A 25566-nucleotide genomic window follows, 5' to 3' on the forward strand; every position below is an offset into this window, starting at 1 on the left:
TCGCCGGCAAGCCGCGATTTCTGCAGAGAAAGAACGGATCGACGGCGTTGCTGAACAGTTTCCTGCTCCTTGCCGAAGCGGTTCTCTACTTCGGCGTCATGGTCACGCTTTTCCGTTTCAGGCACCGCATCGGCCTCGGCGTGTTTGTCTGCGCCCTCGGCGTCATGCATTTTCTCGAAACCTACCTCGCCAGCGTCTTCTATGTCGCGCTGCCGTTCGGCATGGTTTCGCCCGGCTCCGCGGTGCTGTTTTCCGGCAAGCTGGTGATGCTGCTGCTGCTCTACATCAAGGAGGACGCGGCAACCGTCCGGCAGCCGATCTACGGCCTGCTGCTCGGCAATGCCCTAATGATCGGGCTTGTACTGGTCCTGCGCCTGCACGAGATCGCACCGCTTCCCAACGGCAGACGTCCCGACATCGGCTTCATCGACCAGATGGGCTGGCTGATGGTGTGGGGCACGACGCTGCTCTTCCTCGACGCCATCCTGATCATCCTGCTTTACGAAAAGCTCAGGCGTTATCTCCGCAAGGCGCTGTTCTCTCGCATCCTGATCTCCGTCGCTTGCGTGCTCACTTTCGACCAGACTGGATTTTTCACCGCGCTGCACTTCGTCACCGGTGCGCCGATCGCGGTTTTCTTCGGCGGCTGGTTCGCCAAGATGGGGGCGGCGCTTGCCTACAGCATCATGCTGGTGGCTTATATCAGATGGTTCGAGGCGCGGCAGATCCCGGCGCCGCGTGGACTATCCGACATCTTCGACACGTTGACCTATCGCGAGCGCTATGAGGCGCTGGTCGAGCATGTCGGCCGCGACGGCCTCACCGGTCTGCTGCACAGGGGACGCTTCGACAGCGACGGCGAAGCCGCTGTTGCGGCCAGCCTGCGGACGGCCAAGCCGCTCAGCCTCTTGGTCATCGATGTCGACCACTTCAAATCGATCAACGACCGCTTCGGCCACGCCGAGGGCGACAAGGTGCTGAAATCCGTCGCCGCCCTGCTTGGCGAGGTTGTCGGTCCAGAGGATCAGGTGTTCAGAATTGGCGGCGAGGAATTCGCCATCCTCTGCTCACGTTCGCATTCGGTCGCCAGGCTGCTTGGCGAAAGCATCAGGCACGCGGTCAAGGCATCCGCAAGCACGAGCCGGTTCGACATCACCGTCAGCGCCGGCATCTCCACTGTCAGCGAGACGACCCGCTGCCTTGCCGATGTTTTTGCGCTGGCCGATCAGCGCCTCTACAAAGCCAAATCGACCGGACGCGACCGCGTCGTCGGCGAACCGGGCGGCCACGAGGCTGACAGCCTCACCGCGTGGACCAGATCAGGACGCGGCATCGGCGCATAACATCCAGACCGGCTCGGCGTGTCACTGGAACTCGATCGGATCGACGGTGCCTTTCGGACAGCCGGCATTGTTCGTCGGCACCGATGCCAGCAACAGCTCACTGAGCGAAGGGTTTGGACCGATCGGGCCGGCCAGGCCGAGCGTCAGTTCGCCGATCAGCCGCCTGCCGCTCGAATGGTCGTTCAGACAGGAGACGCGAACCCGCTCGCCCGCGCCGGGACCGAAAGCACTATCGAAGGCGCTGCGGATCTGGTCGGAGGTCAGATCCCGGCCAACGTTTTGTGTGAAAAGATCACGCACCGGTGAAGCATTCACCGCGCGCGTCAGGTTCAGCGCATCGGAAAAATACTCCTGCTGGCTCTTGCCGTAACAGGTGCCATGCTTGATCCACTCATGCCTGTCGAGATCAGATGCGGTGCCTGGCATCACCTGATCGAGCTCCGACCGCGTGTTCGGCTCGAGCTCGACCGGCGGCAGGTCCCGCCAGTGCGCCGGATTGTCGTTCGCCCTGTCGGCCGCTGCCACCTCGCAATAGAAATTTCCGTTCGGCTGCGGCCACAGCCCATGCAAGGTGAAATGCCTCGCTTCGAAACCGGCCGCGGTCTGCGCCTTGCATTCGGTCTTGCTGGGCTTGGTTTCGCAAAACGCCGGCTGCCAGCTCAGCGCGAGGACATATCCGGGCCTTCCCGAGATCGGCGCAGCGGACTTCTCCCGGTCGACCGGCGCGGGTGCTGCCGGTTCCGTGGATGCGCTGCCACCCGAAACATGGCCGCAGTCGATCCTCACCCAGCGGCGCTCCGGATCGGCCCCCGGCACGCGGATCAGATAGTGCGTGGGAGCATGCCTGTTGCCGGCCAGAAGCTCGTAGCTCTGTCCCGCATCAGTCGCGATATTGCCGGGATTCTTGCCGTTCTTGATGGCCTGTGTCGCTGGACAGGTGGCGTCGGCCACGAAGGAGCCGCTCATCTTCACCTCGGCCCGAGCAGCACCCGTTAGCAACGCGGCGACAAGCGCGAATTCGAAAACCAGACCTGTCCGCGTATGCATGAAAGTACCCCGGGGAAAAATGCTGCGGCAACAGACTGCCGCCCTCTCTTGGTATCAAATTCTCCATGTCAGAATTGCGATACCGCGTTGCGACGCAAGAACAGCACTGCGGAAAACAAGGCCAACGGATTGACGCAAAACCGGCGTCGGCGCACACAAACGTCCGCAGGCGTGAAAGACGCGTTGGAGACGAAGCGACAATGTCATTCAGCCAGCAGCGCGTGCTCCGATCGCCGACCGGCGCCGAGCTCAACCTTTATGTGAAACGTGCCGAGGGCCGCCCGCGCGCGGTCGTCCAAATTAATCACGGGCTGGCCGAACACGCCGCGCGCTATGTCCGCTTCGCTACCTTTCTGGGTGAGCGCGGCTTCCATATCTACGCCCATGATCATCGCGGCCATGGCGCAACCAAGGCGCCCGATGCCCCACTCGGCAGGTTCGCTCAAAAACACGGCGGCGCCAAGGTCGTCGCCGATGTCGCGGCTGTGCACGACCTGATCGCCGGCGACCACCCCGGCCTGCCCGTCATCGTCTTCGGCCATTCCATGGGCGGCCTCGTCGCGCTGAATTTCATGCTTCACCATTCGAGCCGCCTGCACGCGGCCGCCATCTGGAACGCTAATTTTTCCGCCGGGCTCGCCAGCCGTGCCGCGCAAATCATCCTGGCTTGGGAAAAATTCCGGCTCGGCTCCGACATGCCGTCGCGTATGCTGCCGCGACTGACCTTCCAAGCCTGGGGCAAAGCCGTCCCCGATCACCGCACGCCGTTCGACTGGCTGTCGCGCGACGCAGCCGAAGTCGACAAGTATATCGCCGATCCGCTATGCGGTTGGGATGCCTCCGTGTCGATGTGGCGCGACCTGTTCGGGTTCGTCTTCGACGGTGCCGACGACACTAATTTTTCCGGTGTCCGCAAGGCCCTGCCGATCTGCCTGGTCGGCGGCGAAAAGGACCCCGCCACCGACGGCGGCAGGGCGGTCAGCCATCTCGCTGGCCGCCTGCACAGGATGGGTTTTTCGAATCTCGTTTCAAAGGTTTACGCCGAGACCCGCCACGAAAGTCTGAACGAGGTGAATCGAGATAAAATCATGGACGATTTCGCCGCATGGGCCGACAGCGTGCTGAAACAACCATGATCGACATCGACAAGATCGAGTTTGGCCCATTGCAAGAACCGTGACAGCATCACGCGGGATTGATACAGGCTGCGTTTCCGATCAATCACGGTGATCCATGACTGAGCCTCCGCTGAAAGGTGTCCGCGTAATCGAACTCGCCCGCATACTGGCCGGACCGTGGGCGGGGCAGCTGCTTGCCGATCTCGGCGCCGACGTCATCAAGGTCGAGAGCCCGGATGGCGGCGACGACACCCGCAAATGGGGTCCGCCCTTCGTCATGAGCCATGACGGCGAAAACCTCTCGGCCGCCTACTATCATTCCTGCAATCGCGGCAAGCGCTCCATCGCCATCGATTTCTCGACGCCCGAGGGCGCCGAGACAGTGCGCCGGCTGGTCGCCGCATCGGACGTTCTGATCGAAAACTTCAAGGTCGGCGGCCTGAAGAAATACGCCCTCGACTATGAGAGCCTCAGGGAAATAAACCCGCGGCTGATCTATTGCTCGATCACCGGCTTCGGCCAGGACGGGCCCTATGCGCCGCGCGCCGGCTATGACTTCATCATCCAGGGCATGGCCGGCATGATGTCGATCACCGGCGAGGCCGGCCGCGAGCCGCAAAAGGCCGGTGTCGCCGTCTCCGACATTTTCACCGGCTTGTATTCGGTGATTGCCATCCAGGCCGCACTTCGCCATGCCGAGACGACCGGCGAAGGCCAGCATATCGACATGGCGCTCTACGACACCCAGATCTCGGCGCTCGGCAACCAGAACCTCAATTATCTGGTCTCCGGAAAATCGCCGGTGCAGATGGGCAACGCGCATATGAACATTGCGCCTTACGAAGTGGTGCCGGTGAAGGACGGCCATATCATCCTGGCGATCGGCAATGACGGCCAGTTCGCTAAATTCTGCGCGGCCATCGGCTTGGACGATCTGCCATCGAACCCCGATTTCGCCACCAATCCCGCCCGGGTCGCCAACCGGGCGAAGCTGCGCGAGCATATAATCGAGGCGCTGAAAACCTTCGATCGCGATCCGCTGCTGGCTAAACTGGAGGCGGCAAGTGTGCCTGCCAGCCCGATCAACACGATCGGGCAGATGTTCGCCGACCCGCAGACCATCGCGCGCGGCATGCGGCTCGACCTCGACGACGGCCACGGCAATCTCTTGCCCTCGGTGCGCGCGCCGATGGTCATGTCGGGCACGCCGCTGGTCTATGAGCGGCCCTCGCCGCGTCTCGGCGAACACACCGAAGAAATCCTTGCCGAACTGGAGAGGTCAGGAAAATGAAGAGCGGCGGACAACTGATCGTCGATGCGCTTGAAGCCAACGGCACCGACCGCATCTATTGCGTGCCCGGGGAATCCTATCTTGCGGTGCTCGACGCGTTGCACGATTCAACGATCCGCACCATCGTCTGCCGCCAGGAAGGCGGTGCTGCAATGATGGCCGACTGCCATGGCCGCCTGACCGGCAAGCCCGGCATCTGCTTCGTCACCCGCGGACCCGGCGCCACCAACGCCTCGGCCGGCATCCACATCGCCATGCAGGATTCGGTTCCCGTCATCCTGTTCATCGGCCAGGTCGCCAGCCATGCCAAGGGGCGCGAGGCTTTTCAAGAGGTCGACTATGTCAGGTTCTTCGGCGATATCGCCAAATGGGTGGTCGAGATCGACGATGCCTCGCGCATTCCCGAATTCGTCACGCGCGCCTTCGCGGTGGCGACGTCCGGCCGCCCCGGCCCGGTCGTCATCTCGCTGCCGGAAGACATGCTGACCAGCCTTGCCGAGGCGCCAGAAGCCCTGCCCCACACGCCGGTCGAAACGCGGCCGGGCGAGGCCGAGCTCGATGCTCTCGAAAAGCTCCTCAATAAGGCGCAGCGCCCTTTCGTTATCCTAGGCGGCACGCGCTGGGATGCGGAGGCCGTCGCGCGGATGCGGACGATCGCCGAAGCCTGGTCGCTGCCGGTCGGCTGCTCCTTCCGCCGCCAGATGCTGTTCGATCATCTCCACCCGAACTATGCCGGCGATGTGGGCATTGGCATCAACCCGAAGCTGGCCACCGCGATCAAGCAGGCCGACGCCGTGCTGCTGATCGGCGGCCGCATGGGCGAGATGCCGTCCTCCGACTACACGCTGCTCAAGAGCCCCTACCCCGACCAGACGCTGGTCCATGTCCACGCCGATGCCGGCGAGCTCGGCCGTGTCTATCGGCCGACGCTGGCGATCAACGCCTCGCCTTCCGCGTTCGTCGAAGCCTTCGCCGGGCGCAAGCCAGCCGCCACGCCGGTCTGGGCGGATGAAACACCGAAGCTGCACGCCGCCTATCTCGACTGGTCGACACCGCCCGAAAGTGGTCCTGGCACCGTCCAGATGGGACCGATCATGAACTATCTCGAAAAAATGCTGCCCGACGATGCGATCCTCACCAACGGCGCCGGCAACTACGCCACCTGGGTGCACCGTTTCCACCGTTCCCGGCGCTTTGCCACGCAGGCCGCCCCCACCTCCGGCTCGATGGGCTACGGCACGCCGGCAGCGGTCGCAGCCAAGGAATTGTTCCCCGAGCGCGATGTGATAGCCTTTGCCGGCGACGGCTGCTTCCTGATGAACGGGCAGGAGTTCGCCACCGCCGTGCAATACGATCTGCCGATCATCGTCGTCATCGTCAACAACGGCATCTACGGCACCATCCGCATGCATCAGGAGCGCGAGTATCCGGGCCGCGTCGTCGCCACCGATCTGCGGAATCCCGACTTTGCGGCTTTGGCCCGCGCCTATGGCGGCCATGGCGAAACGGTCGAGAAGACGGCCGATTTCGCGCCGGCCTTCGAACGCGCGCGCGCCAGCGGCAAGCCGTCGATTGTCGAGATCAGGCTCGACCCCGAGGCCATCACGCCAACCCGCACGATGACCCAGATAAGAGACAGGTCGTGATTCGATAGGAAGGGCTGCCCTTTCCGTTGGCGCAAGACTTGGCTACATCGTCGCCGCCTTCTCGATCTGTCCGCGGATCTCGCCGTCCTCGTGGGCCGCCGTATGGATGTTGATGTAGTATTTGCCGGCCATCAGGTCGGCAGCCTGCGCGTCGGTCAGAATCGCCGCCCCCTTGAACGGGCTTTTCGGAGCGCCCTTGAACGGGACGGCGACGCCGGCATTTTCACCCTTTGCCGCCGGACCGTGAATATGTCCGGCCGTCGCCGGGCCGCTGAGACCTGAATACGTCACGTTCCAGGTGAGCTGTTTCGTGGCGGTGTCGAAGACGAGAGCGGCGGTGCCCTTGCCCTCCGTAGTGATGGGCGGATTCTGCTGAGCGCCATCGAGCGTCGCCTTCATCTTCATCATGTCGGCCAAGGCCGGTGAAGCGCATAGGACGGAAGCCGAAACGGCCAGCGCCGAAAGCTTCGGCGAGAAGGATTGTATGCGCATGGGAATCTCCGTTGTGGCGGTGACATCCGCTGAAGCTGGATGCACTGGAACAACGGTTGTGGCGAGCGGATGTTTCCACCGGTAACGGCTATTTTACATCCCAGCAAAAAGGGGCGGTCGCCCGCCCCTTTCCGAATTGCAGGCTGCAGAGGCCAGGTTGATCGCCTCTACCCGACCGCCCTATTGATGGCCCTGCCCTACTTGATCGCCTTGTCGGTGATGGCGGTCGTGTAGGCGCCGGTCGGCTCCTTGGTGATGATCTTCTGGTCGAGCAGCGCCTTGGCGGTGCGCGCGTAGGTCGCCGGGTCGAGCTTGCCGTCGGCATTGTCGATCAGCTTGGCGACTTCGCCCATCATGCGCTTTTGGTGGTTCTCGTCCTGGCCGCCATTGTCCATGACGATGCCGGCCGCCTCGTCGGAATTGTCGACGGCGTATTTCCAGCCCTTCATCGAGGCGCGCACGAAACGCACCATCTTGTCCTCGAAGGCCGGATCCTTGAGCTTGTCCTCCAGGGCATAGAGCCCGTCCTCAAGCAGGTCGTTGCCCATAGCGGAGTAGTTGAACACGATCAGCTCTTCCGGCTTGTAGCCGGCATCGATGAGCTGCCAATATTCGTTGTAGGTCATGACCGAAATGCAATCCGCCTGCTTCTGGATCAGCGGCTGCACGTCGAAACTCTGCTTCAGCACGGTGACGCCGTCCGGGCCGCCGTCGGTCTTCAGGCCGAGTTTGTTCATCCAGGCGTAGAACGGATATTCGTTGCCGAAGAACCAGACGCCGAGCGTATGGCCCTTGAAGTCGGCTTCGGTCTTGACCGGGCCGTCCTTCGGGCAGACCAGCTGCATGCCGGCCTTCTTGAACGGTTGGGCGATATTGACCAGCGGCACACCCTTTTCGCGGGCGGCGAGCGCGCCGCCCATCCAGTCAACGATGACGTCGGCGCCGCCGCCGGCGATCACCTGCTCCGGCGCGATATCGGGGCCGCCCGGCTTGATCTCGACGTCGAGGCCCTCGGCCTCGTAGAACCCCTTGTCCTTGGCGACGTAGTAGCCGGCGAACTGGGCCTGCGTGACCCATTTCAGCTGCAGCGTCACCTTGTCCGCGGCCATCGCCTGGAACGCGGCAAGCGACATCGCGCCGGCCAGCATCGAAATAACAAGTCTTTTCATGCTTTTACCCTCTGAAGTTAAGTGTTCACCCTTAGGATCAGGACCTTCAATGCGCTCCTGATTCCAAACCCGCCACCGCTCTATCCACCACGGACGGAGGGATGCCAAAACGTAACGGCTCTCTCGAAAAGAGCGACCACGCCATAAAAGACCGAACCCGCAAGTGCTGCAACTGCGATTTCGGCCCAGACCATATCGATGTTCATTCGCCCGACTTCGGTCGAAATCCTGAATCCCATGCCGACCACCGGCGTGCCGAAGAACTCCGCGACAATGGCGCCGATCAGCGCCAGCGTCGAATTGATCTTCAGCGCGTTGAAGATGAAGGGGGCTGCCGCCGGCAACCGCAACTTGAACAGCGTCTGCCAGTAACTCGACGCATAGGTGCGCATCAGGTCGCGCTCCATGTGGCCGGAGGCGGCAAGGCCCGCGACCGTATTCACCAGCATCGGGAAGAAGGTCATGATGATGACGACGGCGGCCTTCGACTGCCAGTCGAAGCCGAACCACATGACCATGATCGGCGCCACGCCGATGATCGGCAGCGCCGACACCATGTTGCCGATCGGCAAAAGCCCGCGCCGCAGGAACGGCACGCGGTCGGCCGCGATGGCGGCGAGGAAGCCGGCGCCGCTGCCAACCACATAGCCGAAGATCACCGCCTTGAAGATGGTCTGCCGCACGTCGGCGGCCAGCACCGGCAGCGAATTGGCGATGCGCACGCCGATGGCGCTTGGCGGCGGCAGCAGAATGAAGGGGATGCCCGCGCCGCGCGTCACCGCCTCCCAGATGATCAGGATCCAGGCGCCGAAGATAGCCGGAATGATCAGCCTCAAAGCGGTCGCCGCCCAGCGCGAGGTCGGGCGAAGCGCGGACAGGGCTGTCACGCATCGCCAGGCCAGAAGCCATGCCGCGGCAAGCAGCAGATAGAACGATGCGCGAGCGGTGCCTTCGTTGCCGGTTATGCCGGCGAGCAGCAGCCACGCCGCGCCATGCGCGCCAAGAAAGAGCAACACCACCCCAATTGCCGGTGGGAAATTATCGGCCTCGATTGCCAGAAGCAGCAACAAGAAAATCAAAGCAGCGATGGCGACGCCATAACCGGGCGCCGCATCGACAAGCGGCCAAAGAAGGATCGCCCCGGCAAGAAGCGCAAGCGCTGCATACCCTTGCCACGAGCGGGGCGTGATCGACGAAAGGCTGAGGAGATCGCTCATGCCGGCCTCCCGCCCATGGCGCGATCGACGATGCGCCCGGCAATGCCGACCACCATCACCAGCAAGGCCGCCACGACCGAGCCGGCCACCAGCGCCGACCAGATGTCGATGGTCTGGCTGTAATAGGCGCCGGCGAGCAGCTTGGCGCCGATGCCGGCGACGGCGCCGGTCGGCAGTTCGCCGACGATGGCGCCGACCAGGCTGGCGGCGACCGCCACCTTCATCGAGGTGAACAGGAACGGCACCGACGCCGGCACGCGCAACTTCCAAAAGGTCTGCGAGGGGCTGGCATTGTAGGTGTGCATCAGATCGAGATGGGTGAGCTCGGGCGAACGCAAACCCTTGACCATGCCGACAGCCACCGGGAAGAACGACAGATAGGTCGAGATCAGCGCCTTCGGGATCAGCCCGGTGACGCCGATCGCCGCCAGCACGACGATGATCATCGGCGCCACCGCCAGGATCGGAATGGTCTGCGAGGCGATGATCCACGGCATCAGGCTGCGGTCGAGCGTCGCCACATGCACGATACCGACGGCAATCACGATGCCGAGCGCCGTGCCGAAGGCAAAGCCGAGCAGCGTCGAGGACAAAGTCACCCAGGCATTGTAGACAAGGCTGCGGTTGCTGGTGACGCTGCGCAGAAACGTGTTCTCGAAGAAATTCACAGCCACCTGATGCGGCGCCGGCAGCGTCGGCTTCGGCTGCGACATCGTCTTGCCGATGAATTCCACAACCCCCGGCGTCTCGCCGGCACGTCGGTCGAGATCGCGCTGGAACGGCGCGTTGAGGATGACGGCGAAAACATACCAGACAACGACCACGCCAACGAGGATCGAGGTCACCGGAACGATCTTGTCGCGAAAGGAGTCCATCAGCGGCGTCCCCCTCCTCTCCCCAACGGGGAGAGGGTGGCCGGAGCGAAGCGGAGGCCGGGTGACATCGGCTGCAACGCCGCCAACCACCCTCTGCTGGCAGCGCTGCCGCGTATGTGGCCATGCCTGTTCTTCGTCATCCTAGGGCGGAGCCGGAAAGCGGCGTGCGTAGAGGGAGCGGCCAACCACGCCTTCGTCATCCTAGGGCGAAGCAAGGAGCGAAGCGACGCGGCGCAGACCCTAGGATCCATGCCGTAACTTTCGCGCTCCGCAACGGTGCGGAACAATGCTCCCGACCTGAAGAAAACGTCAGCCGTCGTCGCCTGCGTGGCGGACATTCTGAACCGTTTGGGCCTTTCGGCCGAAGTCACGGAATGGATCCTAGGGTCTGCGCACGCCGCTTCGCGGCGGCTCCGCCCTAGGATGACGAAAGCACGGTTAGCGTCTGCCTCGCTAGGGCGATGCACCTCCTGCGTTGAAGGCGCAAGCCAGTGCCGCTTCACCTCAATCATCATAGCTGTGTCCTGCCCTGAGCCCGTCGCGCACGCGTGCCGCGATCGCCAGGAACTCCGGCGTCTCGCGGATGTCGAGCGGCCGCTGCTTGGGCAGCGTCGATTCGATGACGTCGCTGACGCGGCCCGGACGCGGCGACATGACGATGATCCGCGTCGAGAGGTAGACCGCCTCGGGAATGGAATGGGTGACGAAGCAGATGGTCTTGTTGGTCCGCTCCCAAAGCTCCAGAAGCTGTTGGTTGAGATGGTCGCGCACGATCTCGTCGAGCGCGCCGAACGGCTCGTCCATCAACAGGAGATCGGCGTCGAAGGCCAGCGCCCGCGCGATCGAGGCGCGCTGCTGCATGCCGCCGGAAAGCTGCCACGGGTATTTCTGCTCGAAGCCGCCCAGGTTGACGAGGTCGAGCGTGCGCTTGATCCGCGCCGCCTGCTCTGTCTTCGACAGGCCCATGATTTCCAGCGGCAGCGCCACGTTGCGCTCGATCGTACGCCACGGATAAAGCGCCGCCGCCTGGAAGACATAGCCGTAGGCGCGGCTCTGGCGCGCCTGCTCCGGCGTCATGCCGTTGACGGAGATGCTTCCCGATGTCGGTTTTTCCAGATCGGCGATGACCCGCAGCAGGGTCGTCTTGCCGCAGCCGGACGGCCCGATGAAGGAGACGAATTCACCTTTGCCGATGGTCAGGTCGACATTCGACAGCGCCTGCACTGGGCCGTCATTGGTCTGGAAGGTCAGGCCGAGCTTGCTTGCCGAAACGACGGCTGGCGATGTTCCCGTCATAGGCCGCAGCCTGCCTTTTCGCGCCGCTGCTGCGCCGGGCGGAATCCGGTTGATTTTGCCGCGATGTTGCTTTCCACTCGCCCCGTCCTATCCGACTGAGAGTTCCCACTCGATCGACGCCCAGAGCATCCCAGATGTCGTCCAAACCCACTTGTCATCTTATCCGCCCTGAAAGCTCTTATGAAGGCAAGCAGGGACTGAGTTATTTCACCGGTATCGCCGCCGAGACGGTCGGCTCGACCGGCATCTGCATGCACCTGCTGACCATGCCGCCCGGTGCCCGCGCCAAGGCGCATATGCACGAAAGCCATGAAACGGCGATCTATGTGCTCTCCGGCGAGGTTCATACCTGGTATGGCGACCGGCTCGAACAGCAGATCGTGGTCAAGGCCGGCGACCTCTTCTACATTCCTGCCGGGGTGCCGCATCTGCCGGCCAATCTGAGCGACAGTTCGGCCTCGGCGGTCATCGCCCGCACCGATCCCAACGAACAGGAAAGTGTCGTCCTGCTGCCGGAACTGGATGGGCTGGTCGCCTGAGGTCGGCATCGACGGAGAGGCCATCATCGGCACCGTCACGAACATGATTTCAACGGCCCTATCTCTTCAAGGCCGGGAATGGTCACGAAGAAACCGTCAGCTCCCTTGTTGGTGACCTTGACGGTCTCAGTCGTCGTTCCCTCCTCGCCTTCAGCGAAACAGGTCGAGCTCAACGACTGCGTACCAGGCGCCGTCACCAGTTGCCGCGCGAACCGGCAGCCGCTGCCATAGGTTTCGACGCCGTCGGCGGTCAGCACGACATAGGCATCGCTGTCCTGATAGCCGAGCCATACACCGGCACAACCGACATCATTGCCATAGGAACCGGCAAGAACCTCAGCCGCTGCCGGTACGCCGGTAATGCTCGCCACAACCAGTGAGGCGATCGCTGCCGAACGCGCCAAGCTCACACCCCGGTCGCCGGAATGCCGGTGCGTTCCACCTTGCGCGGTGCGGAAATTTCCTTCCAGGTCGACAGCGCCCGGTTGACCGCTGCATTCGGCTCGCGAGCGACGAACTCCCCATGGCCGGGCTTCGCCTTGACCTCAGCTTCCTGGATCGACAGTTCGCCGCGCGAGAAGACAAAGCGCGGCAGGCCGGTCACCTCAAAACCTTCGAAGACGTTATAGTCGATCACCGACTGCTGCTTTTTGGCCGTGATCTTCTTCTTGCGCTTCGGGTCCCAGACGAGGATGTCGGCGTCCGCACCTTCAACGATGGCGCCCTTCTTCGGATACATGTTGAGGATCTTGGCGATGTTGGTCGAGGTCACCGCGACGAATTCGTTCATCGTCAGCCGGCCGGTGTTGACGCCCGTCGTCCACAGCACCGGCAAGCGGTCCTCGAGCCCGCCGGTGCCGTTCGGGATTTTGGTGAAATCGCCGACGCCGTTGCGCTTTTGGCTGGTGGTGAAGGCGCAATGGTCTGTCGCCACCACTTGCAGCGATCCGGCCTGCAGGCCGGCCCACAGCGAATCCTGATGCAATTTGTTGCGGAAGGGCGGGCTCATCACGCGGCGCGCCGCATGATCCCAGTCCTTGTTGAAATATTCGCTCTCGTCGAGTGTCAAATGCTGGATCAGCGGCTCGCCGAAGACGCGCATGCCTTTCTGCCGCGCCCGCCGAATGGCTTCGTGAGCCTGCTCGCAGGAGACATGCACGACATAGAGCGGCACGCCGGCCATGTCGGCGATCATGATGGCGCGGTTGGTCGCCTCGCCTTCGACCTCCGGCGGGCGCGAATAGGCATGCCCCTCCGGGCCGTTGTTGCCGGCAGCCAGAAGCTTCTGCGAAAGCGCGGCCACCACATCGCCATTCTCGGCATGAACCAACGGCAGCGCGCCGAGGTCGGCGCAGCGCTGGAACGACGAATACATCTCGTCGTCGTCGACCATCAGCGCGCCCTTGTAGGCCATGAAGTGCTTGAACGAGGTTATGCCCTTGTCGACGACGGTGGCCATCTCGTCGAATACCTGCCTGCCCCACCAGGTGATCGCCATGTGGAAGGAATAGTCGCAGGAGGCTTTCGAGGTCTTGTTGTCCCACATCTGCAAGGCCTCGAGCAGCGACTGCTGCGGCGACGGCAGACAAAAATCGACGACCATCGTCGTGCCGCCGGCAAGTGCGGCGCGCGTGCCGCTCTCGAAATCATCGGCCGAGTAGGTGCCCATGAACGGCATTTCGAGATGGGTATGCGGATCGATGCCGCCCGGCATCACATAGCAGCCGGTGGCATCGAACTCGTGGTCGCCATGCAGGTCCGGGCCGATGGCGATGATCTTGCCGTGCTTGAACAGCACGTCGGCCTTCCAGGTGCGGTCGGCGGTGACGATGGTGCCGTTCTTGATGACTTTGGACATTTTTTGTTCCCTTGTTTTTCTCGCGCTTCTTGGTGAGCGGCATTCGGAATCTTGGTTTCTAGTTCACTCCACAATCACCGCTGTTTCCACCACCGCGTGGAACAGCACGTCGGCGCCGGCCGCCGCCCATTCCTTGGTGATTTCCTCGGCCTCATTGTGCGACAGCCCATCGACGCACGGGCACATCACCATTGCGGTGGGCGCGACGCGGTTGATCCAGCAGGCGTCGTGGCCGGCGCCGGAGACGATGTTGCGATGCGTATAACCCAAGCGCTCCGCCGCATCCCGCACAGCCTTGACGCAGCCCGCATCGAAAGCGACCGGATCGAAATGACCGACCTGCTCGATTTGATATTTGATATCGAGCGCCTCGCAGATCGTGTCGATGCCTTCGCGGATGCGCGCGTCCATCGCGTCGAGCACCTCCTTTTCCGGCGAGCGGATGTCGATGGTGAAGACGGTGCGTCCGGCGATGATGTTGCGCGAGTTCGGATAGGCTTCCATGTGGCCGACCGCGCCTACGGCATCGGGCTGGTAGTCCATGGCGATCTCGTGCACCAGCTCGATCACCCGCGCCATGCCGAGCCCGGCGTTGCGGCGCTTCGGCATCGGCGTCGAGCCGGTATGCGCCTCCCTGCCGGTCAACGTCACCTGCAGCCATTTCAGTCCCTGGCCATGGGTGACGACGCCGATGTCGATACCTTCGTCCTCGAGGATCGGACCTTGCTCGATATGCAGCTCGAAGAAGGCGTGGATTTGGCGCGCGCCGACTTTCTCGGTGCCCTTCCAGCCGATGCGTTCGAGCTCCTCGCCAAATTTCTTGCCGTCCTTGTCGACATGCGAATAGACGTCGGCCTGGTCGAGGACGCCGGCGAAGACGCCGGATGCCATCATGGCCGGCGCGAAACGCGCGCCTTCTTCGTTCGTCCAGTTTGTGACGACGATCGGATGTTTCGTCTTGATGCCGAGCTCGTTGAGCGAGCGCACGATCTCCAACCCGCCAAGCACGCCGAGCACGCCGTCATACTTGCCGCCGGTCGGCTGGGTGTCGAGATGGCTGCCGACATAGACCGGCGGCAGATCAGGGTCGGCGCCTTCGCGGCGGGCAAACATCGTGCCCATCTCGTCGAGGCCCATTTCGAGCCCCGCCGCCTCGCACCAGCGCCTGAACAGATGCCGCCCCTCGCCGTCCTCGTCGGTCAATGTCTGGCGATTGTTGCCGCCGGCAATGCCGGGGCCGATCTTCGCCATCTCCATTATCGAATCCCACAAACGGTCTGAATTGATTCGCAGATTCTCGCCGGGAGCGGCCATTCAAAACCTCATCGTTTGCGCGGCGTCCCCCTCCCCCTCGAGGGGAGGGTGGCCGCGAAGCGGTCGGGTGGGGTCGCCTGACATGCGCACGACCTTCTCCTTCACCACCTGCGCGACATGCCAGGCACTGTTTATGACATCGGGCTCGTCGACGCGAAAGATATCGAACCCGAGCGATCGCAGATAGGCGTCACGGACGGCGTCGTGCCGCTTGCCCCTCTCCTGTTCGTGCAAGTCGCCATCCACTTCCACCACCAGCTTCACAGCGAGGCAAGCGAAGTCGACGACATAGCGTCCGATCGGGCACTGGCGACGAAACTTGATGCCGGCCGATTTCAGCGCGCGCAGTTCATACCACAGCAAGGATTCGCCCTTGGTCGCGTGAACTCGAAGCGCGCGCGCCTTTTGGCGCATTTCGAAACTCACGCGGGAACGAGGCATCAGCAGAGACCTCGCGGCAAAAGATCAGGTCGGCGCACTGCCGCACCGACCCCACCCGACCGCTTCGCGGCCACCCTCCCCTCGAGGGGGAGGGATATCCGCGCCCAGTTCTTCAATCGATCGCCCTCAGCACTTCACGCACATGGTCGATCAATTCGTTGATCTGGCCCTTGGTGATGATCAGCGGCGGCGACAGCGCGATGATGTCGCCGGTGGTGCGGATCAGGGCGCCGCGCTCGAACGCCTTGACGAAGGCCGAGAAGGCACGCTTGGTCGGACTGCCGGGAATGGGTGCCAGCTCGATCGCGCCGATCAGGCCGATGTTGCGGATATCGATGACGTTCGGCTCGCCCTTCAGCGAATGCAGCGCGTCTTCCCAATACGGCGCCAGTTCCTCGCCGCGGGTCAGCAGCCCCTCATCCTTGTAGGTGTCGAGCGTGCCGAGCGCAGCCGCACAGGCGATCGGATTGCCCGAATAGGTGTAGCCGTGGAAGAACTCGATCATATGCTCGGGGCCGGTCATGAAGGCGTCGTGGATCTCCTTCTTGACGAACACCGCGCCCATCGGGATGACGCCATTGGAGACGCCCTTGGCGGTCGTCATAATATCGGGGGTGACGCCGAAATAGTCGGCGGCAAACGGCGTGCCGAGGCGGCCGAAGCCGGTGATGACCTCGTCGAAGATCAACAGGATGCCGTGCTTGGTGCAAATCTCGCGTAGCCTCTCGAGATAGCCCTTCGGCGGCAGGATGACGCCGGTGGAACCGGCCACCGGCTCGACGATGACGGCCGCGATGGTCGAGGCATCATGCAGCGCAACGATGCGCTCCAGCTCGTTGGCCAATTCCGCGCCATGCTCGGGCACGCCCTTGGTGAACGAATTCTTCTCGGGAAGATGCGTGTGCGGCATGTGGTCGACGCCACCGAGCAGCGTGCCGAACATCTTGCGATTGGTGACGATACCGCCGACCGAGATGCCGCCGAAATTGACGCCGTGATAGCCGCGCTCGCGGCCGATCAGGCGGGTGCGTGAGCCTTCACCTTTGGCGCGATGGTAGGCGATCGCCATCTTCAGCGCGGTCTCCACCGATTCCGATCCGGAATTGGTGAAGAACACGTGGTCCATGCCCTTCGGCGCGAGGTCGACCAAACGGTTCGCCAGTTCGAAGACGATCGGGTGGCCCATCTGAAAGGCAGGCGCATAGTCGAGTTCGGCGGCCTGTTGCTGGATCGCCTCGGTGATCTTCGGCCGGCAGTGGCCGGCATTGACGCACCACAGGCCGGCGGTGCCGTCGAGAACCTTGCGCCCGTCGCTGGTCGTGTAATGCATGTCCTTGGCGGACACCATCATGCGAGGCGCCTGTTTGAATTGCCGGTTCGCCGTGAACGGCATCCAGAATGCGCTGAGATCGTTCGGCGTGACTTTCAGCCGGTTGGACATGACCAAGACTTCCCCTTGTAACCTGTTTCGGTGCGGCTAACGCTTGGTCTTCCCGACACTTGGTCTCTACTGCGTTTTCGTGCTACGCAAATTTTTGACCGATTGGACAAACGTTAGCACCGCCCTGTCGGCGGTCAAGGGATTACTAGCGGAAATGCGGCAGCTGAGGCGCGCTCCACAGGCCGGAGAAAAACTGGTCCAGAGAATTGGTCCAGATGACCCTCGCGGCAATGTCCTGCGGGGATGACGACAGGCATGGACACCCCTGCCCCGCGCCGCACCCGCATCCAGCAGGAAAAGCGCGAGCTCATCCTGGAGGCGGCGCTCGAGGTCTTCTCAACCAACGGCTTTCGCGGCTCGACCATCGACCAGATCGCTGAAGCCGCCGGCATGTCGAAGCCGAATCTGCTCTACTATTTCCGCCGCAAGGAGGACATCCACGAGACGCTGATGCAGCGGCTTCTGGACACCTGGCTGGCGCCGTTGCGCGAACTGGACGACATCGGCGATCCCCTAACCGAATTGCGCAGCTACATCAGGCGCAAACTCGAAATGGCGCGCGATTTTCCTAGGGAAAGCCGGCTGTTCGCCAACGAGATCCTGCAGGGCGCGCCGCGCATCATGCCGATGCTTGAAGGCGAGCTGAAGACTCTGGTCGACGAGAAGGCCGCCATCATCAAGGGTTGGATGCGCGCCGGCAAGATCGCCCGCACCGACCCCTGGCACCTGATCTTCTCGATCTGGGCGACGACGCAGCACTATGCCGATTTCGACGTTCAGGTCCGCGCCGTGCTCGGCCCCAACCGCGGCGGCGACGGCCGCTTCGAGGATGCGGCAAGGTTTCTCGAGCAATTGTTCGTCGACGGGCTGAAGCCAAAAAGCTGACTCTCGGGTATCGTGGAGATTGGCCGAAGCGCTCTTCGTTTCGTCATCCTGGGCGCAGCAAGGAGCGGAGCGACGCAGCGCAGACCCCAAGATCCATGCCGTGACCTCACAGCGCTGCTGAGGGGCAGAATTCTACTCCGCGGCATTCCTCGTTGATGTCACGGCATAGATCCCCGGTCTTCGCGACGCCGCTTCGCTGCGGCCACCATCGGCTGAATGCGTCGGGGACCCATCGGCGTCATTAGCAGTATCGATAAAGGTTGACCTGTTTGACGCGTGCCGGACGTCCCATCTTCCACTCAGAGCAACGACACGGAGGCTCCAAGCATGGAACTGAAAGACAAGACCGTCCTCATCACCGGATCGACCGACGGCGTCGGCCGCTTGGTCGCGCAAAGGCTCGGCGCGGGCGGCGCGCGGCTCCTGGTGCATGGTCGCGATGCGACACGGGGCCAGGCGGCGGTCGCCGAGATCGAAGCCGCTGGTGGCAAGGCCGAGCTTCTCGTCGCCGACCTCTCGTCAATGGTCGAGGTCCGCCGCCTCGCCGAGGCCGTGCGCGCCAGGACTGACCGGCTCGACATTCTCATCAACAACGCCGGCATTGGCACCGCAGGCACCAAACGACAGGTCAGCGCCGACGGCTACGAACTGCGCTTTGCCGTCAACTATCTCGCCGGCTTCCTGCTCACATCGGAGCTTCTGCCGCTGCTCAAGGCGAGCGCGCCGGCGCGCATCGTCAATGTCGCCTCGGCCGGCCAGCAGGCGATCGATTTCGACGATGTCATGCTGACCCGCAACTATGACGGCGTTCGCGCTTACAGCCAGAGCAAGCTGGCGCAAATCATGTTCACCATCGATCTGGCGCAGGAACTGAAGGGCACCAATGTGACCGTCAACAGCCTGCATCCCGCAAGCTACATGAACACCACCATGGTCCGGCAGGCAGGCATCACGCCGTGGAGTTCGGTCGAGACCGGCGCTGACGCCATCCTCAACCTTGCCACGTCGCCCGCGCTCGAAGGGCGGAGCGGCCTCTATTTCGACGGCCAGAGAGAATCTCGCGCCAATGCACAGGCCTATGACGCAAAGGCAAGACAGCAATTGCGGACATTGAGCCTCGACCTCGTCGGGCGTCAGTCAGCCCCCGTAACCTCGAGATAACGTTCACGAGCGAGAAACCCTCACATGCCGTGATCGTCGGCGGCTCTTCCGCATCGGCCGCGCGGCGCGGAAGCTGGCTGACGCCAAAGACCGTGGCGGCGGCCTCCACGAGGCGGCCATCCAAACCGTCAAAGCGGCTGCGCCGCCAACGCCAGGAACCCTCCGGTCAACGCCACATTGCCGACAAAGCCATTGATACGGGACGCGCGCTCGGGCCCCTGATGATCCCAGAAATTGTGGAACATCGGGGTGGCGACAATTAGGAACAGCACGAGGCACAGAGCGGCGGCAGCGGTCCAGACACCCGATATCACCAGAACTCCGGCGACGATCTGGAGGACGATCCCCAGCCACAGCATCAGCCGCGCCTGCGGCACGCCGCGTGTCGCCATCAACTGGTAAGGAAGGTTGCGTTCTGGACGTTGCGCAGGCCGGCAAAGACGAACGCGCCGCCAAGCAACAGACGGGCGGCAAGAAGAATCTCATTCTCAAAATTCGACAACATGTTCTTGATCCCAGCAAAAAGGCTCGCGGCGCAAGGCCGCGCGCCGGTTCGACCGCTCAGGCGGCGTTCGCCGCCGGCATCGGATGAATGGCCTGGAACGGGATGCAAAGCCGGTTCCAGGTGTTGATCATGCCAAGCGCGACAGACAGCTTTACCAATTCCTCTTCCGAGAAATGCTCGAGCGTCCGCGCATAGAGTTCGTCCGAAACACCGTTATCGGCGATCTTCGTCACCGTTTCGGTCCAGGCGAAGGCAGCGCGTTCGCGCTCGGAAAACAGCGGCGATTCCTTCCAGGCGGAGACGAGGTAAAGCCGCTGTTCGGTCTCGCCGTCATGGCGCGCCTCGCGGCTGTGCATCTCGACGCAATACGAACAGCCATTGATCTGCGACGCCCGCAGCTTGATCAGGTGCAACAGGCTTGCCTCGAGCCCGCATTCGTCGACCGCCTTGTTGAGCGCCGATACCGCTTTCATGATTTCCGGCGCCGCGCCGAAGAATTGCAGCCTCTGTTTCATCGTCTTCACCTTTCACGCTTGCTTGGTTGAAATCGATTTCTGCGGTCGCTGATGGCGTTCGACAAAGGCGCAGTTCGCGGCGACTGAACGGGGATCGGCATCGCTCCTATACTGCGCCACGATGTCGGAAAGACGGGCTTCGGCAAGAGCCGCGCGATAGGCGCCCTCGGCCTTCAGCATCGCGACGTTGATGCCGCAGGGTTTGACATAGGCCGCGGCATCGAGCCTGACCGGCCCGCGCTGACGGATTTCACCGCAGCGGAAGGCCGGTTCACGTCCTTCGACGGCTTGCACGATGTCGAGCAGCGTTATGCGCTCCGCCGGCCGCGCCAGCCGGTAACCGCCCGATGGCCCGGGCACCGATTCCAGAATGCCCGACGTCTTCAGCGCGTTGAGATGCTTGAGGAGATAGCTCGGCGACAGGCCGAACGCTTCCGCCATGGCAGCACCCGGCATGGTCGCCGCGCCTTCCATTCCGGCAAGCATCGCGGCGCAGTGGATGGCCGCTTCGACGCCCTCGCCCAGCTTCATCGTGCTGATCTCCGATTCATGGATACAGTTTATCGTGGATAATTTTTATCCGCAATATGAAAATGAAAAATCTCTGCGTGTTTGCGATGGCCGCGAAAGAGAGATTGCCGAAGAGCGAAGGTCTGGCGGCTTTCGACACGCAGCACGCGACTTCTGTTCCTCGCCCCCGCAGAGCGGGGAGAGGTGGCCCGGCGAAGCCGGGACGGAGAGGGGCATGACGTTTGCGATGACAGAAACGGTGAAGGATGAGGCGCAGGATAAAAGGCCATCAGGGAGCCATTCCCAGTCGCCCCGAAGACCCCTCTCCGTCCCGGCTTCGCCGGGCCACCTCTCCCCACTTCGTGGGGCGAGGAACTCCGGCTGAAGCGAGCCCTACTCCGCCGCCACCTTGGCCATCGGGTTGTTTGGATGCGTCGTCCAGTTGGCGTAGACCGGCGACACCGGTCTGCCGGTGCGCTGGTCCATCACGCCAGCCGCCAGCGGCTCCATGGTGATGCAGTTCTCGACCGGGCAGACATTGACGCAGAGATTGCAGCCGACGCATTCGGCCTCGATCACCTCGAAATGCCTGACGCCATCGACGATTGCGGTGATCGCCTGGTGCGAGGTGTCCTCGCAGGCGATGTGGCAGCGGCCGCATTTGATGCAGGCCTCCTGGTCGATATGCGCCTTGGCGACGTAATTGAGGTTGAGATATTGCCAGTCGGTGACATTGGGCGTGGCGCGGCCGATGATGTCATCGAGCGAGGCATGGCCCTTCTCGTCCATCCAGTTCTCCAGGCCGGCGATCATCTCCTGCACGATCTTGAAGCCATAGGTCATCGCCGCCGTGCAGACCTGCACATTGCCGGCGCCAAGCGCCATGAATTCGGCAGCGTCGCGCCACGTGGTGATGCCGCCGATACCGGAGATCGGCAGGCCATGCGTTTCCGGATCGCGGGCGATCTCGGCCACCATGTTCATGGCGATCGGCTTCACCGCCGGGCCGCAATAGCCGCCATGCGAACCCTTGCCGTCGATCGTCGGCTCCGGCGCGAAACTATCGAGATTGACGCCGGTGATCGAATTGATGGTGTTGATCAGCGACACCGCGTCGGTGCCGCCGGCAAGAGCGGCACGCGCCGGCTTGCGTATGTCGGTGATGTTGGGCGTCAGCTTGGTGATAACCGGCATGCGGGTGTTGGCCTTGCACCAGCGCACCACCATTTCGATGTATTCCGGCACCTGGCCGACGGCGGCGCCCATGCCGCGTTCCGACATGCCGTGCGGACAGCCGAAATTGAGCTCGATGCCGTCGGCCCCCGTCTCCTCGACCACCGGCAGGATCGCCTTCCACGCATGCTCCTCGCAAGGCACCATCAGCGAGACGACGATGGCGCGGTCGGGCCAGTCCATCTTGACCTGCTTGATCTCGCGCAGATTGACCTGCAGGTCGCGGTCGGTGATCAGCTCGATGTTGTTCAAGCCGAGCAGGCGGCGGTCGGCGCCCCAGATCGCGCCGTAGCGCGGACCGTTGACGTTGACCACCGGCGGCCCCTCTTCGCCGAGCGTCTTCCACACCACGCCGCCCCAGCCCGCCTTGAAGGCGCGGATGACGTTGTAAGCCTTGTCGGTCGGCGGGGCAGAGGCCAGCCAGAACGGATTCGGCGATTTGATGCCGACGAAATTGTTTCTGATATCTGCCATGCTCATGCCCTCCCGATTGAGGTCAGTGCCCGGTGGATCGATTCGGCCGCGTCGCGGCCTTGCGCCACGGCCGAGACGGTCAGATCGTCGCCGCCAAAGATGCAGTCGCCGCCGGCCCAGACATTGGCCAGCGAGGTGCGGCCTTCGGCATCGACTTTGATGCGGCCGGCTTCCAAAGCAAGCAAGGCGCCGCTGCCGTTGAGCGCAGCCGGGACGAAGCTCTGGCCGATCGCCTTGAACACCTGGTCCGCGACCAGTGTCAGCCGCTCGCCGGTGCCGACGAGCTTGTCGCCATCCATCGCCGTGTATTCGAGTTCGATGCCCGAGACCTTGCCGCCTTCGGCAATGACCCGCTTCGGTTGCAGCCAGTGACGGATGACGACGCCGTTGGCGGCAGCCAGATCCTGCTCGAATTCGGAAGCGTTCATGTGCTCCTGCCCGCGCCGGTAGCAGATCGTCACCTCTTCGGCGCCGAGCAGCTTCGACTGCACCGCCGCATCGATCGCCGTCATGCCGCCGCCGATGACGACGACGCGCCGGCCGACCGGCAGGCTGGCAAGGTCACTGGCCTGGCGAAGCTCCGCTATGAACTCCACCGCATTGGTGACGCCTTGCGCGTCCTCGCCGTCGGCGCGCAACGCATTGACGCCGCCAAGCCCCATGCCGAGAAACACCGCGTCATAATTCCTGGTCAGGTCCGACAATTGATAGTCGCGGCCGAGCGCCTTGCCATTTTGGACGTCGATGCCGCCGATCGACAGGACATAATCGACCTCGGCCTGGGCAAAATTGTCGATGCTCTTGTAGGCGGCGATGCCGTATTCATTGAGACCGCCGGCTTTCGGACGGGCTTCGAGGATGGTCACCTCATGACCATGGCGGGCAAGCCGATGGGCGGCGGCAAGACCTGCCGGTCCGGCGCCGACCACGGCGACCGTCTTGCCGGTCGGCGCGGCGCGCGCATAAAACTGCTTATTCTCAGCCATGGCGACATCGGTTGCATAACGCTGCAGCCGGCCGATCTGCACCGGCTTGCCTTCCGCCACTTCGCGCACGCAGACCTCTTCGCACAGCGTCTCGGTCGGACAGACGCGAGCGCACATGCCGCCCAACATGTTCTGGTCGAAAATCGTCTTGGCCGAGCCGATCGGATTGCCTGTCGAGATCTGGCGGATGAACAACGGGATGTCGATCGAGGTCGGGCATGCGTTCATGCACGGAGCGTCGTAGCAGAAATAGCAGCGATCGGACTCGACCAGCGCCTCGTGATGATCGAGCGGCGGATGCAGGTCGGAAAAATTATCGGCATACTGTTCGGGCGAAAGCCGGCCGCCGGCAATGCCCTGCTTGAAATGACCAGTCGCCATTCCGCTCCCCATTCTTGAGTGTTGAGGAAGGCTAACACGTTTTGTTTTTTTATCAATTGGTCAATTTTCGACGCAAGCCGCTGAAAACCCACAATAAAATATGATAAATAAACTCATGTTATCGAGATTTCACGCGCGATCACTGTGTGGAGAGCAGGCCCATTCCGGGGGGTGCTGCCATGGATCGACCTGATCTCGTCCGCGACCAGTTCCTGCAGCCGCCACAAATTGCGGTCACGAATGCCGAATTCTTCCAGGTGACTCACGGTGTTGTAGAGGTATTCGGCGCCGGACCCGACATGCCCGCATGCCCTGGCCAGCACCCGCGCCACATTTTCCAAGGGCTGATTGAGCGAGGTGCCCCTGCCGGTTACGCCGACCCAGAAGCCCAGCGCGCTGAGCGTGCCTTGAGCCGTACGCACCGGAAGCCACCTGACCGAGCCGACACTCTCGTGATCGTCGATCTCGCGCCGCAACAGTTTTTCGATCTGCAGCGGCTTTTCCCCCTCCGGCAAGCGGTAGATCACACCATCGCATCGGCCACCTCGTTCTAGCGCCATCATCAGTCCCGGCTGCGCAGCGCTGCCGCGCCAGCGGGCAATGTCGAGACAGAAGGACCGGTGCCAGCCGAAAGCGGTAGCGCGCTGTCGTTCGACGGACTCGAAAGCCGGCTTCCAGATCAGCGAGCCATAGGCGAACACCCACAAGGGGCCCGCGCCTGCTTCGCTCGATAGCCGCGACGCGAGGGTCTGGAAATCCTCATCGTTCAGTTGCGTCCAGCTTCCATCGGGACCGGGATCGGCCTCCTCCGATGGCATAGCGCGACAAGCTCTGAAGTGAGCGACATCCGGCGCATGGACCAACACCCCTCGTTGACTAAAGGAAAGGCGAAAACCGCGAAGTACGCAAGACTTGAACGGCGGTGCCTTGCCTCGGTCGATTCTTGACCCAGGTGTCGGATTCACGTCGCGAAGATCGTCCTAGGATGGATCGCACACGATCAACGACAGAAACGCAAGGAGCACGACGATGCCAGAATCCCCCATGCCCTTCTTCTGGTACGAGCTAATGACCACCGATCTCGACGCTGCCGAGGCCTTCTACACGAATGTGGTCGGCTGGAAAGCGCAGGTTTTCGACGGGGCGCCAGGCATGCCTCGTTACATTGTCATGAATGTCGGCGAGCGCGGCGTTGCCGGGCTGATGGCGCAGCCAGAAGAAGTACGCAAGACGGGCATGCCGCCGGCCTGGGTCGGCTACATCCATACCAGGGATGTCGACGCCGCGACGAAGTCGTTGAAGGCGGCGGGCGGCACTGTTCACCGCGAACCCGACGACATCCCCGGTGTCGGTCGTTTTGCCGTCGTCGCCGATCCGCAAGGCGCGGTGTTCAATTTCCTGCAGCCCGACGGTCCGGACCAGCCTGCCCTGCCGGCCACCACTCCTGGCAGTATCGGCTGGCATGAGCTCTATACATCAGACTGGAAGGCGGCCCTCGATTTCTACTCCGACCAGTTCGGCTGGGAAACGGGCGATGCCATGGATATGGGGCCGATGGGCATCTACCAGCTCTTTACCGCCGGCGGCGAACCTATTGGCGGCATGATGAACAAGCCCGAGCAGATCCCCGTGCCGGTCTGGCAGTTCTATTTCAATGTACCTAGCATCGACGCGGCGGCCAAGCGCGTGACCGACAATGGCGGTCAGATCCTGGTGGGCCCGATGGAGGTTCCGGGTGGAAGCTGGATCGTAATGTGCACGGACCCGCAAGGCGCCCATTTCGCGCTAACGGCGCCGGTGCGGTAACAACGTCGGCAGCAGTGGCCGAT

Annotated in this window: 23 protein-coding genes and 2 pseudogenes; 8 read left to right on the forward strand and 17 right to left on the reverse strand. The window is 62.9% G+C overall.

Features of this window, described 5'->3' with window-relative positions:
• Positions 1–47 precede the first annotated feature (47 nt).
• Complete coding sequence (locus ACWUKX_RS05970) at positions 48–1343, forward strand: diguanylate cyclase (protein ID WP_456004802.1); 1296 nt, start codon at positions 48–50, stop codon at positions 1341–1343.
• Between the two features lie 21 nt (positions 1344–1364).
• Here the strand turns inward: ACWUKX_RS05970 and ACWUKX_RS05975 are convergent, their stop codons facing one another.
• Entirely contained in the window at positions 1365–2390 is a 1026-nt protein-coding gene (locus tag ACWUKX_RS05975; protein WP_456004804.1) for a ribonuclease T2 family protein, read from the reverse strand.
• A gap of 200 nt (positions 2391–2590) precedes the next feature.
• Between ACWUKX_RS05975 and ACWUKX_RS05980 the strand changes: the two genes are divergently transcribed.
• From ACWUKX_RS05980 to ACWUKX_RS05990, 3 genes are all read left to right on the forward strand, one after another.
• Complete coding sequence (locus ACWUKX_RS05980) at positions 2591–3526, forward strand: alpha/beta fold hydrolase (protein ID WP_456004807.1); 936 nt, start codon at positions 2591–2593, stop codon at positions 3524–3526.
• 97 nt (positions 3527–3623) lie between these two features.
• Positions 3624–4799, forward strand: coding sequence for a CaiB/BaiF CoA transferase family protein (locus tag ACWUKX_RS05985; protein WP_456004810.1), 1176 nt, complete (start codon positions 3624–3626; stop codon positions 4797–4799).
• Positions 4796–6445: a thiamine pyrophosphate-binding protein gene (locus ACWUKX_RS05990; RefSeq protein ID WP_456004813.1), complete on the forward strand. Its 1650-nt coding sequence runs from the start codon at positions 4796–4798 to the stop codon at positions 6443–6445. Before ACWUKX_RS05985 ends, ACWUKX_RS05990 begins: the two co-directional genes overlap by 4 nt.
• A 42-nt stretch (positions 6446–6487) precedes the next feature.
• Here the strand turns inward: ACWUKX_RS05990 and ACWUKX_RS05995 are convergent, their stop codons facing one another.
• The 5 genes from ACWUKX_RS05995 to ACWUKX_RS06015 form a co-directional block, all read right to left on the reverse strand.
• Positions 6488–6937, reverse strand: a complete 450-nt coding sequence (locus tag ACWUKX_RS05995) for a CHRD domain-containing protein (RefSeq protein ID WP_456004816.1) — start codon at positions 6935–6937, stop codon at positions 6488–6490.
• A 197-nt stretch (positions 6938–7134) separates the two neighbouring features.
• Positions 7135–8106: an ABC transporter substrate-binding protein gene (locus tag ACWUKX_RS06000; RefSeq protein WP_029351531.1), complete on the reverse strand. Its 972-nt coding sequence runs from the start codon at positions 8104–8106 to the stop codon at positions 7135–7137.
• 80 nt (positions 8107–8186) lie between these two features.
• A complete protein-coding gene (locus ACWUKX_RS06005; protein WP_456004820.1) occupies positions 8187–9323 on the reverse strand; it encodes an ABC transporter permease in 1137 nt (378 codons plus the stop codon).
• Positions 9320–10198: an ABC transporter permease gene (locus tag ACWUKX_RS06010; protein ID WP_456004823.1), complete on the reverse strand. Its 879-nt coding sequence runs from the start codon at positions 10196–10198 to the stop codon at positions 9320–9322. Before ACWUKX_RS06010 ends, ACWUKX_RS06005 begins: the two co-directional genes overlap by 4 nt.
• A gap of 504 nt (positions 10199–10702) precedes the next feature.
• Positions 10703–11494, reverse strand: a complete 792-nt coding sequence (locus tag ACWUKX_RS06015) for an ABC transporter ATP-binding protein (RefSeq protein WP_095518685.1) — start codon at positions 11492–11494, stop codon at positions 10703–10705.
• 134 nt (positions 11495–11628) lie between these two features.
• On the opposite strand from ACWUKX_RS06015, the gene ACWUKX_RS06020 reads away from it, so the two are divergent.
• The gene (locus tag ACWUKX_RS06020) at positions 11629–12033 is read left to right on the forward strand and encodes a cupin domain-containing protein (protein ID WP_029351539.1); all 405 of its coding nucleotides are present in this window, start codon (positions 11629–11631) and stop codon (positions 12031–12033) included.
• 35 nt (positions 12034–12068) lie between these two features.
• Here ACWUKX_RS06020 and ACWUKX_RS06025 read toward each other — a convergent pair whose 3' ends face one another.
• From ACWUKX_RS06025 to ACWUKX_RS06045, 5 genes are all read right to left on the reverse strand, one after another.
• Positions 12069–12443, reverse strand: coding sequence for a hypothetical protein (locus tag ACWUKX_RS06025; RefSeq protein ID WP_240992766.1), 375 nt, complete (start codon positions 12441–12443; stop codon positions 12069–12071).
• The gene (gene hydA, locus ACWUKX_RS06030; RefSeq protein WP_456004826.1) at positions 12440–13891 is read right to left on the reverse strand and encodes a dihydropyrimidinase; all 1452 of its coding nucleotides are present in this window, start codon (positions 13889–13891) and stop codon (positions 12440–12442) included. Before hydA ends, ACWUKX_RS06025 begins: the two co-directional genes overlap by 4 nt.
• A gap of 63 nt (positions 13892–13954) precedes the next feature.
• Entirely contained in the window at positions 13955–15205 is a 1251-nt protein-coding gene (locus ACWUKX_RS06035) for a Zn-dependent hydrolase (RefSeq protein WP_456004829.1), read from the reverse strand.
• Positions 15206–15646: an endonuclease domain-containing protein gene (locus ACWUKX_RS06040; protein ID WP_456004831.1), complete on the reverse strand. Its 441-nt coding sequence runs from the start codon at positions 15644–15646 to the stop codon at positions 15206–15208. It lies immediately after the preceding gene.
• A gap of 112 nt (positions 15647–15758) precedes the next feature.
• On the reverse strand, positions 15759–17087 hold the full coding sequence (locus ACWUKX_RS06045; RefSeq protein WP_456004833.1) for an aminotransferase class III-fold pyridoxal phosphate-dependent enzyme: 1329 nt from the start codon (positions 17085–17087) through the stop codon (positions 15759–15761).
• A 255-nt stretch (positions 17088–17342) separates the two neighbouring features.
• On the opposite strand from ACWUKX_RS06045, the gene ACWUKX_RS06050 reads away from it, so the two are divergent.
• On the forward strand, positions 17343–17972 hold the full coding sequence (locus ACWUKX_RS06050) for a TetR family transcriptional regulator C-terminal domain-containing protein (protein ID WP_455841299.1): 630 nt from the start codon (positions 17343–17345) through the stop codon (positions 17970–17972).
• 327 nt (positions 17973–18299) lie between these two features.
• Entirely contained in the window at positions 18300–19133 is an 834-nt protein-coding gene (locus ACWUKX_RS06055; RefSeq protein ID WP_456004835.1) for an SDR family oxidoreductase, read from the forward strand.
• A gap of 128 nt (positions 19134–19261) precedes the next feature.
• Here ACWUKX_RS06055 and ACWUKX_RS06060 read toward each other — a convergent pair.
• The 6 genes and pseudogenes from ACWUKX_RS06060 to ACWUKX_RS06085 form a co-directional block, all read right to left on the reverse strand.
• Positions 19262–19638 (reverse strand): annotated as a pseudogene (locus ACWUKX_RS06060) (DoxX family protein).
• 56 nt (positions 19639–19694) lie between these two features.
• Entirely contained in the window at positions 19695–20153 is a 459-nt protein-coding gene (locus tag ACWUKX_RS06065) for a carboxymuconolactone decarboxylase family protein (RefSeq protein ID WP_455841296.1), read from the reverse strand.
• A 12-nt stretch (positions 20154–20165) separates the two neighbouring features.
• Positions 20166–20684, reverse strand: a complete 519-nt coding sequence (locus ACWUKX_RS06070; RefSeq protein WP_456004838.1) for an RrF2 family transcriptional regulator — start codon at positions 20682–20684, stop codon at positions 20166–20168.
• 372 nt (positions 20685–21056) lie between these two features.
• Positions 21057–22370, reverse strand: coding sequence for an NAD-dependent dihydropyrimidine dehydrogenase subunit PreA (gene preA / locus ACWUKX_RS06075; protein WP_456004840.1), 1314 nt, complete (start codon positions 22368–22370; stop codon positions 21057–21059).
• Between the two features lie 2 nt (positions 22371–22372).
• The gene (locus ACWUKX_RS06080; protein ID WP_456004843.1) at positions 22373–23737 is read right to left on the reverse strand and encodes an NAD(P)-dependent oxidoreductase; all 1365 of its coding nucleotides are present in this window, start codon (positions 23735–23737) and stop codon (positions 22373–22375) included.
• A gap of 113 nt (positions 23738–23850) precedes the next feature.
• Positions 23851–24593, reverse strand: a pseudogene (locus ACWUKX_RS06085) (gamma-glutamylcyclotransferase).
• A 173-nt stretch (positions 24594–24766) separates the two neighbouring features.
• On the opposite strand from ACWUKX_RS06085, the gene ACWUKX_RS06090 reads away from it, so the two are divergent.
• Positions 24767–25543, forward strand: a complete 777-nt coding sequence (locus ACWUKX_RS06090) for a VOC family protein (protein WP_029351571.1) — start codon at positions 24767–24769, stop codon at positions 25541–25543.
• The last annotated feature ends 23 nt before the right edge of the window (positions 25544–25566 follow it).

It is taken from the genome of Mesorhizobium sp. f-mel (assembly GCF_053850215.1).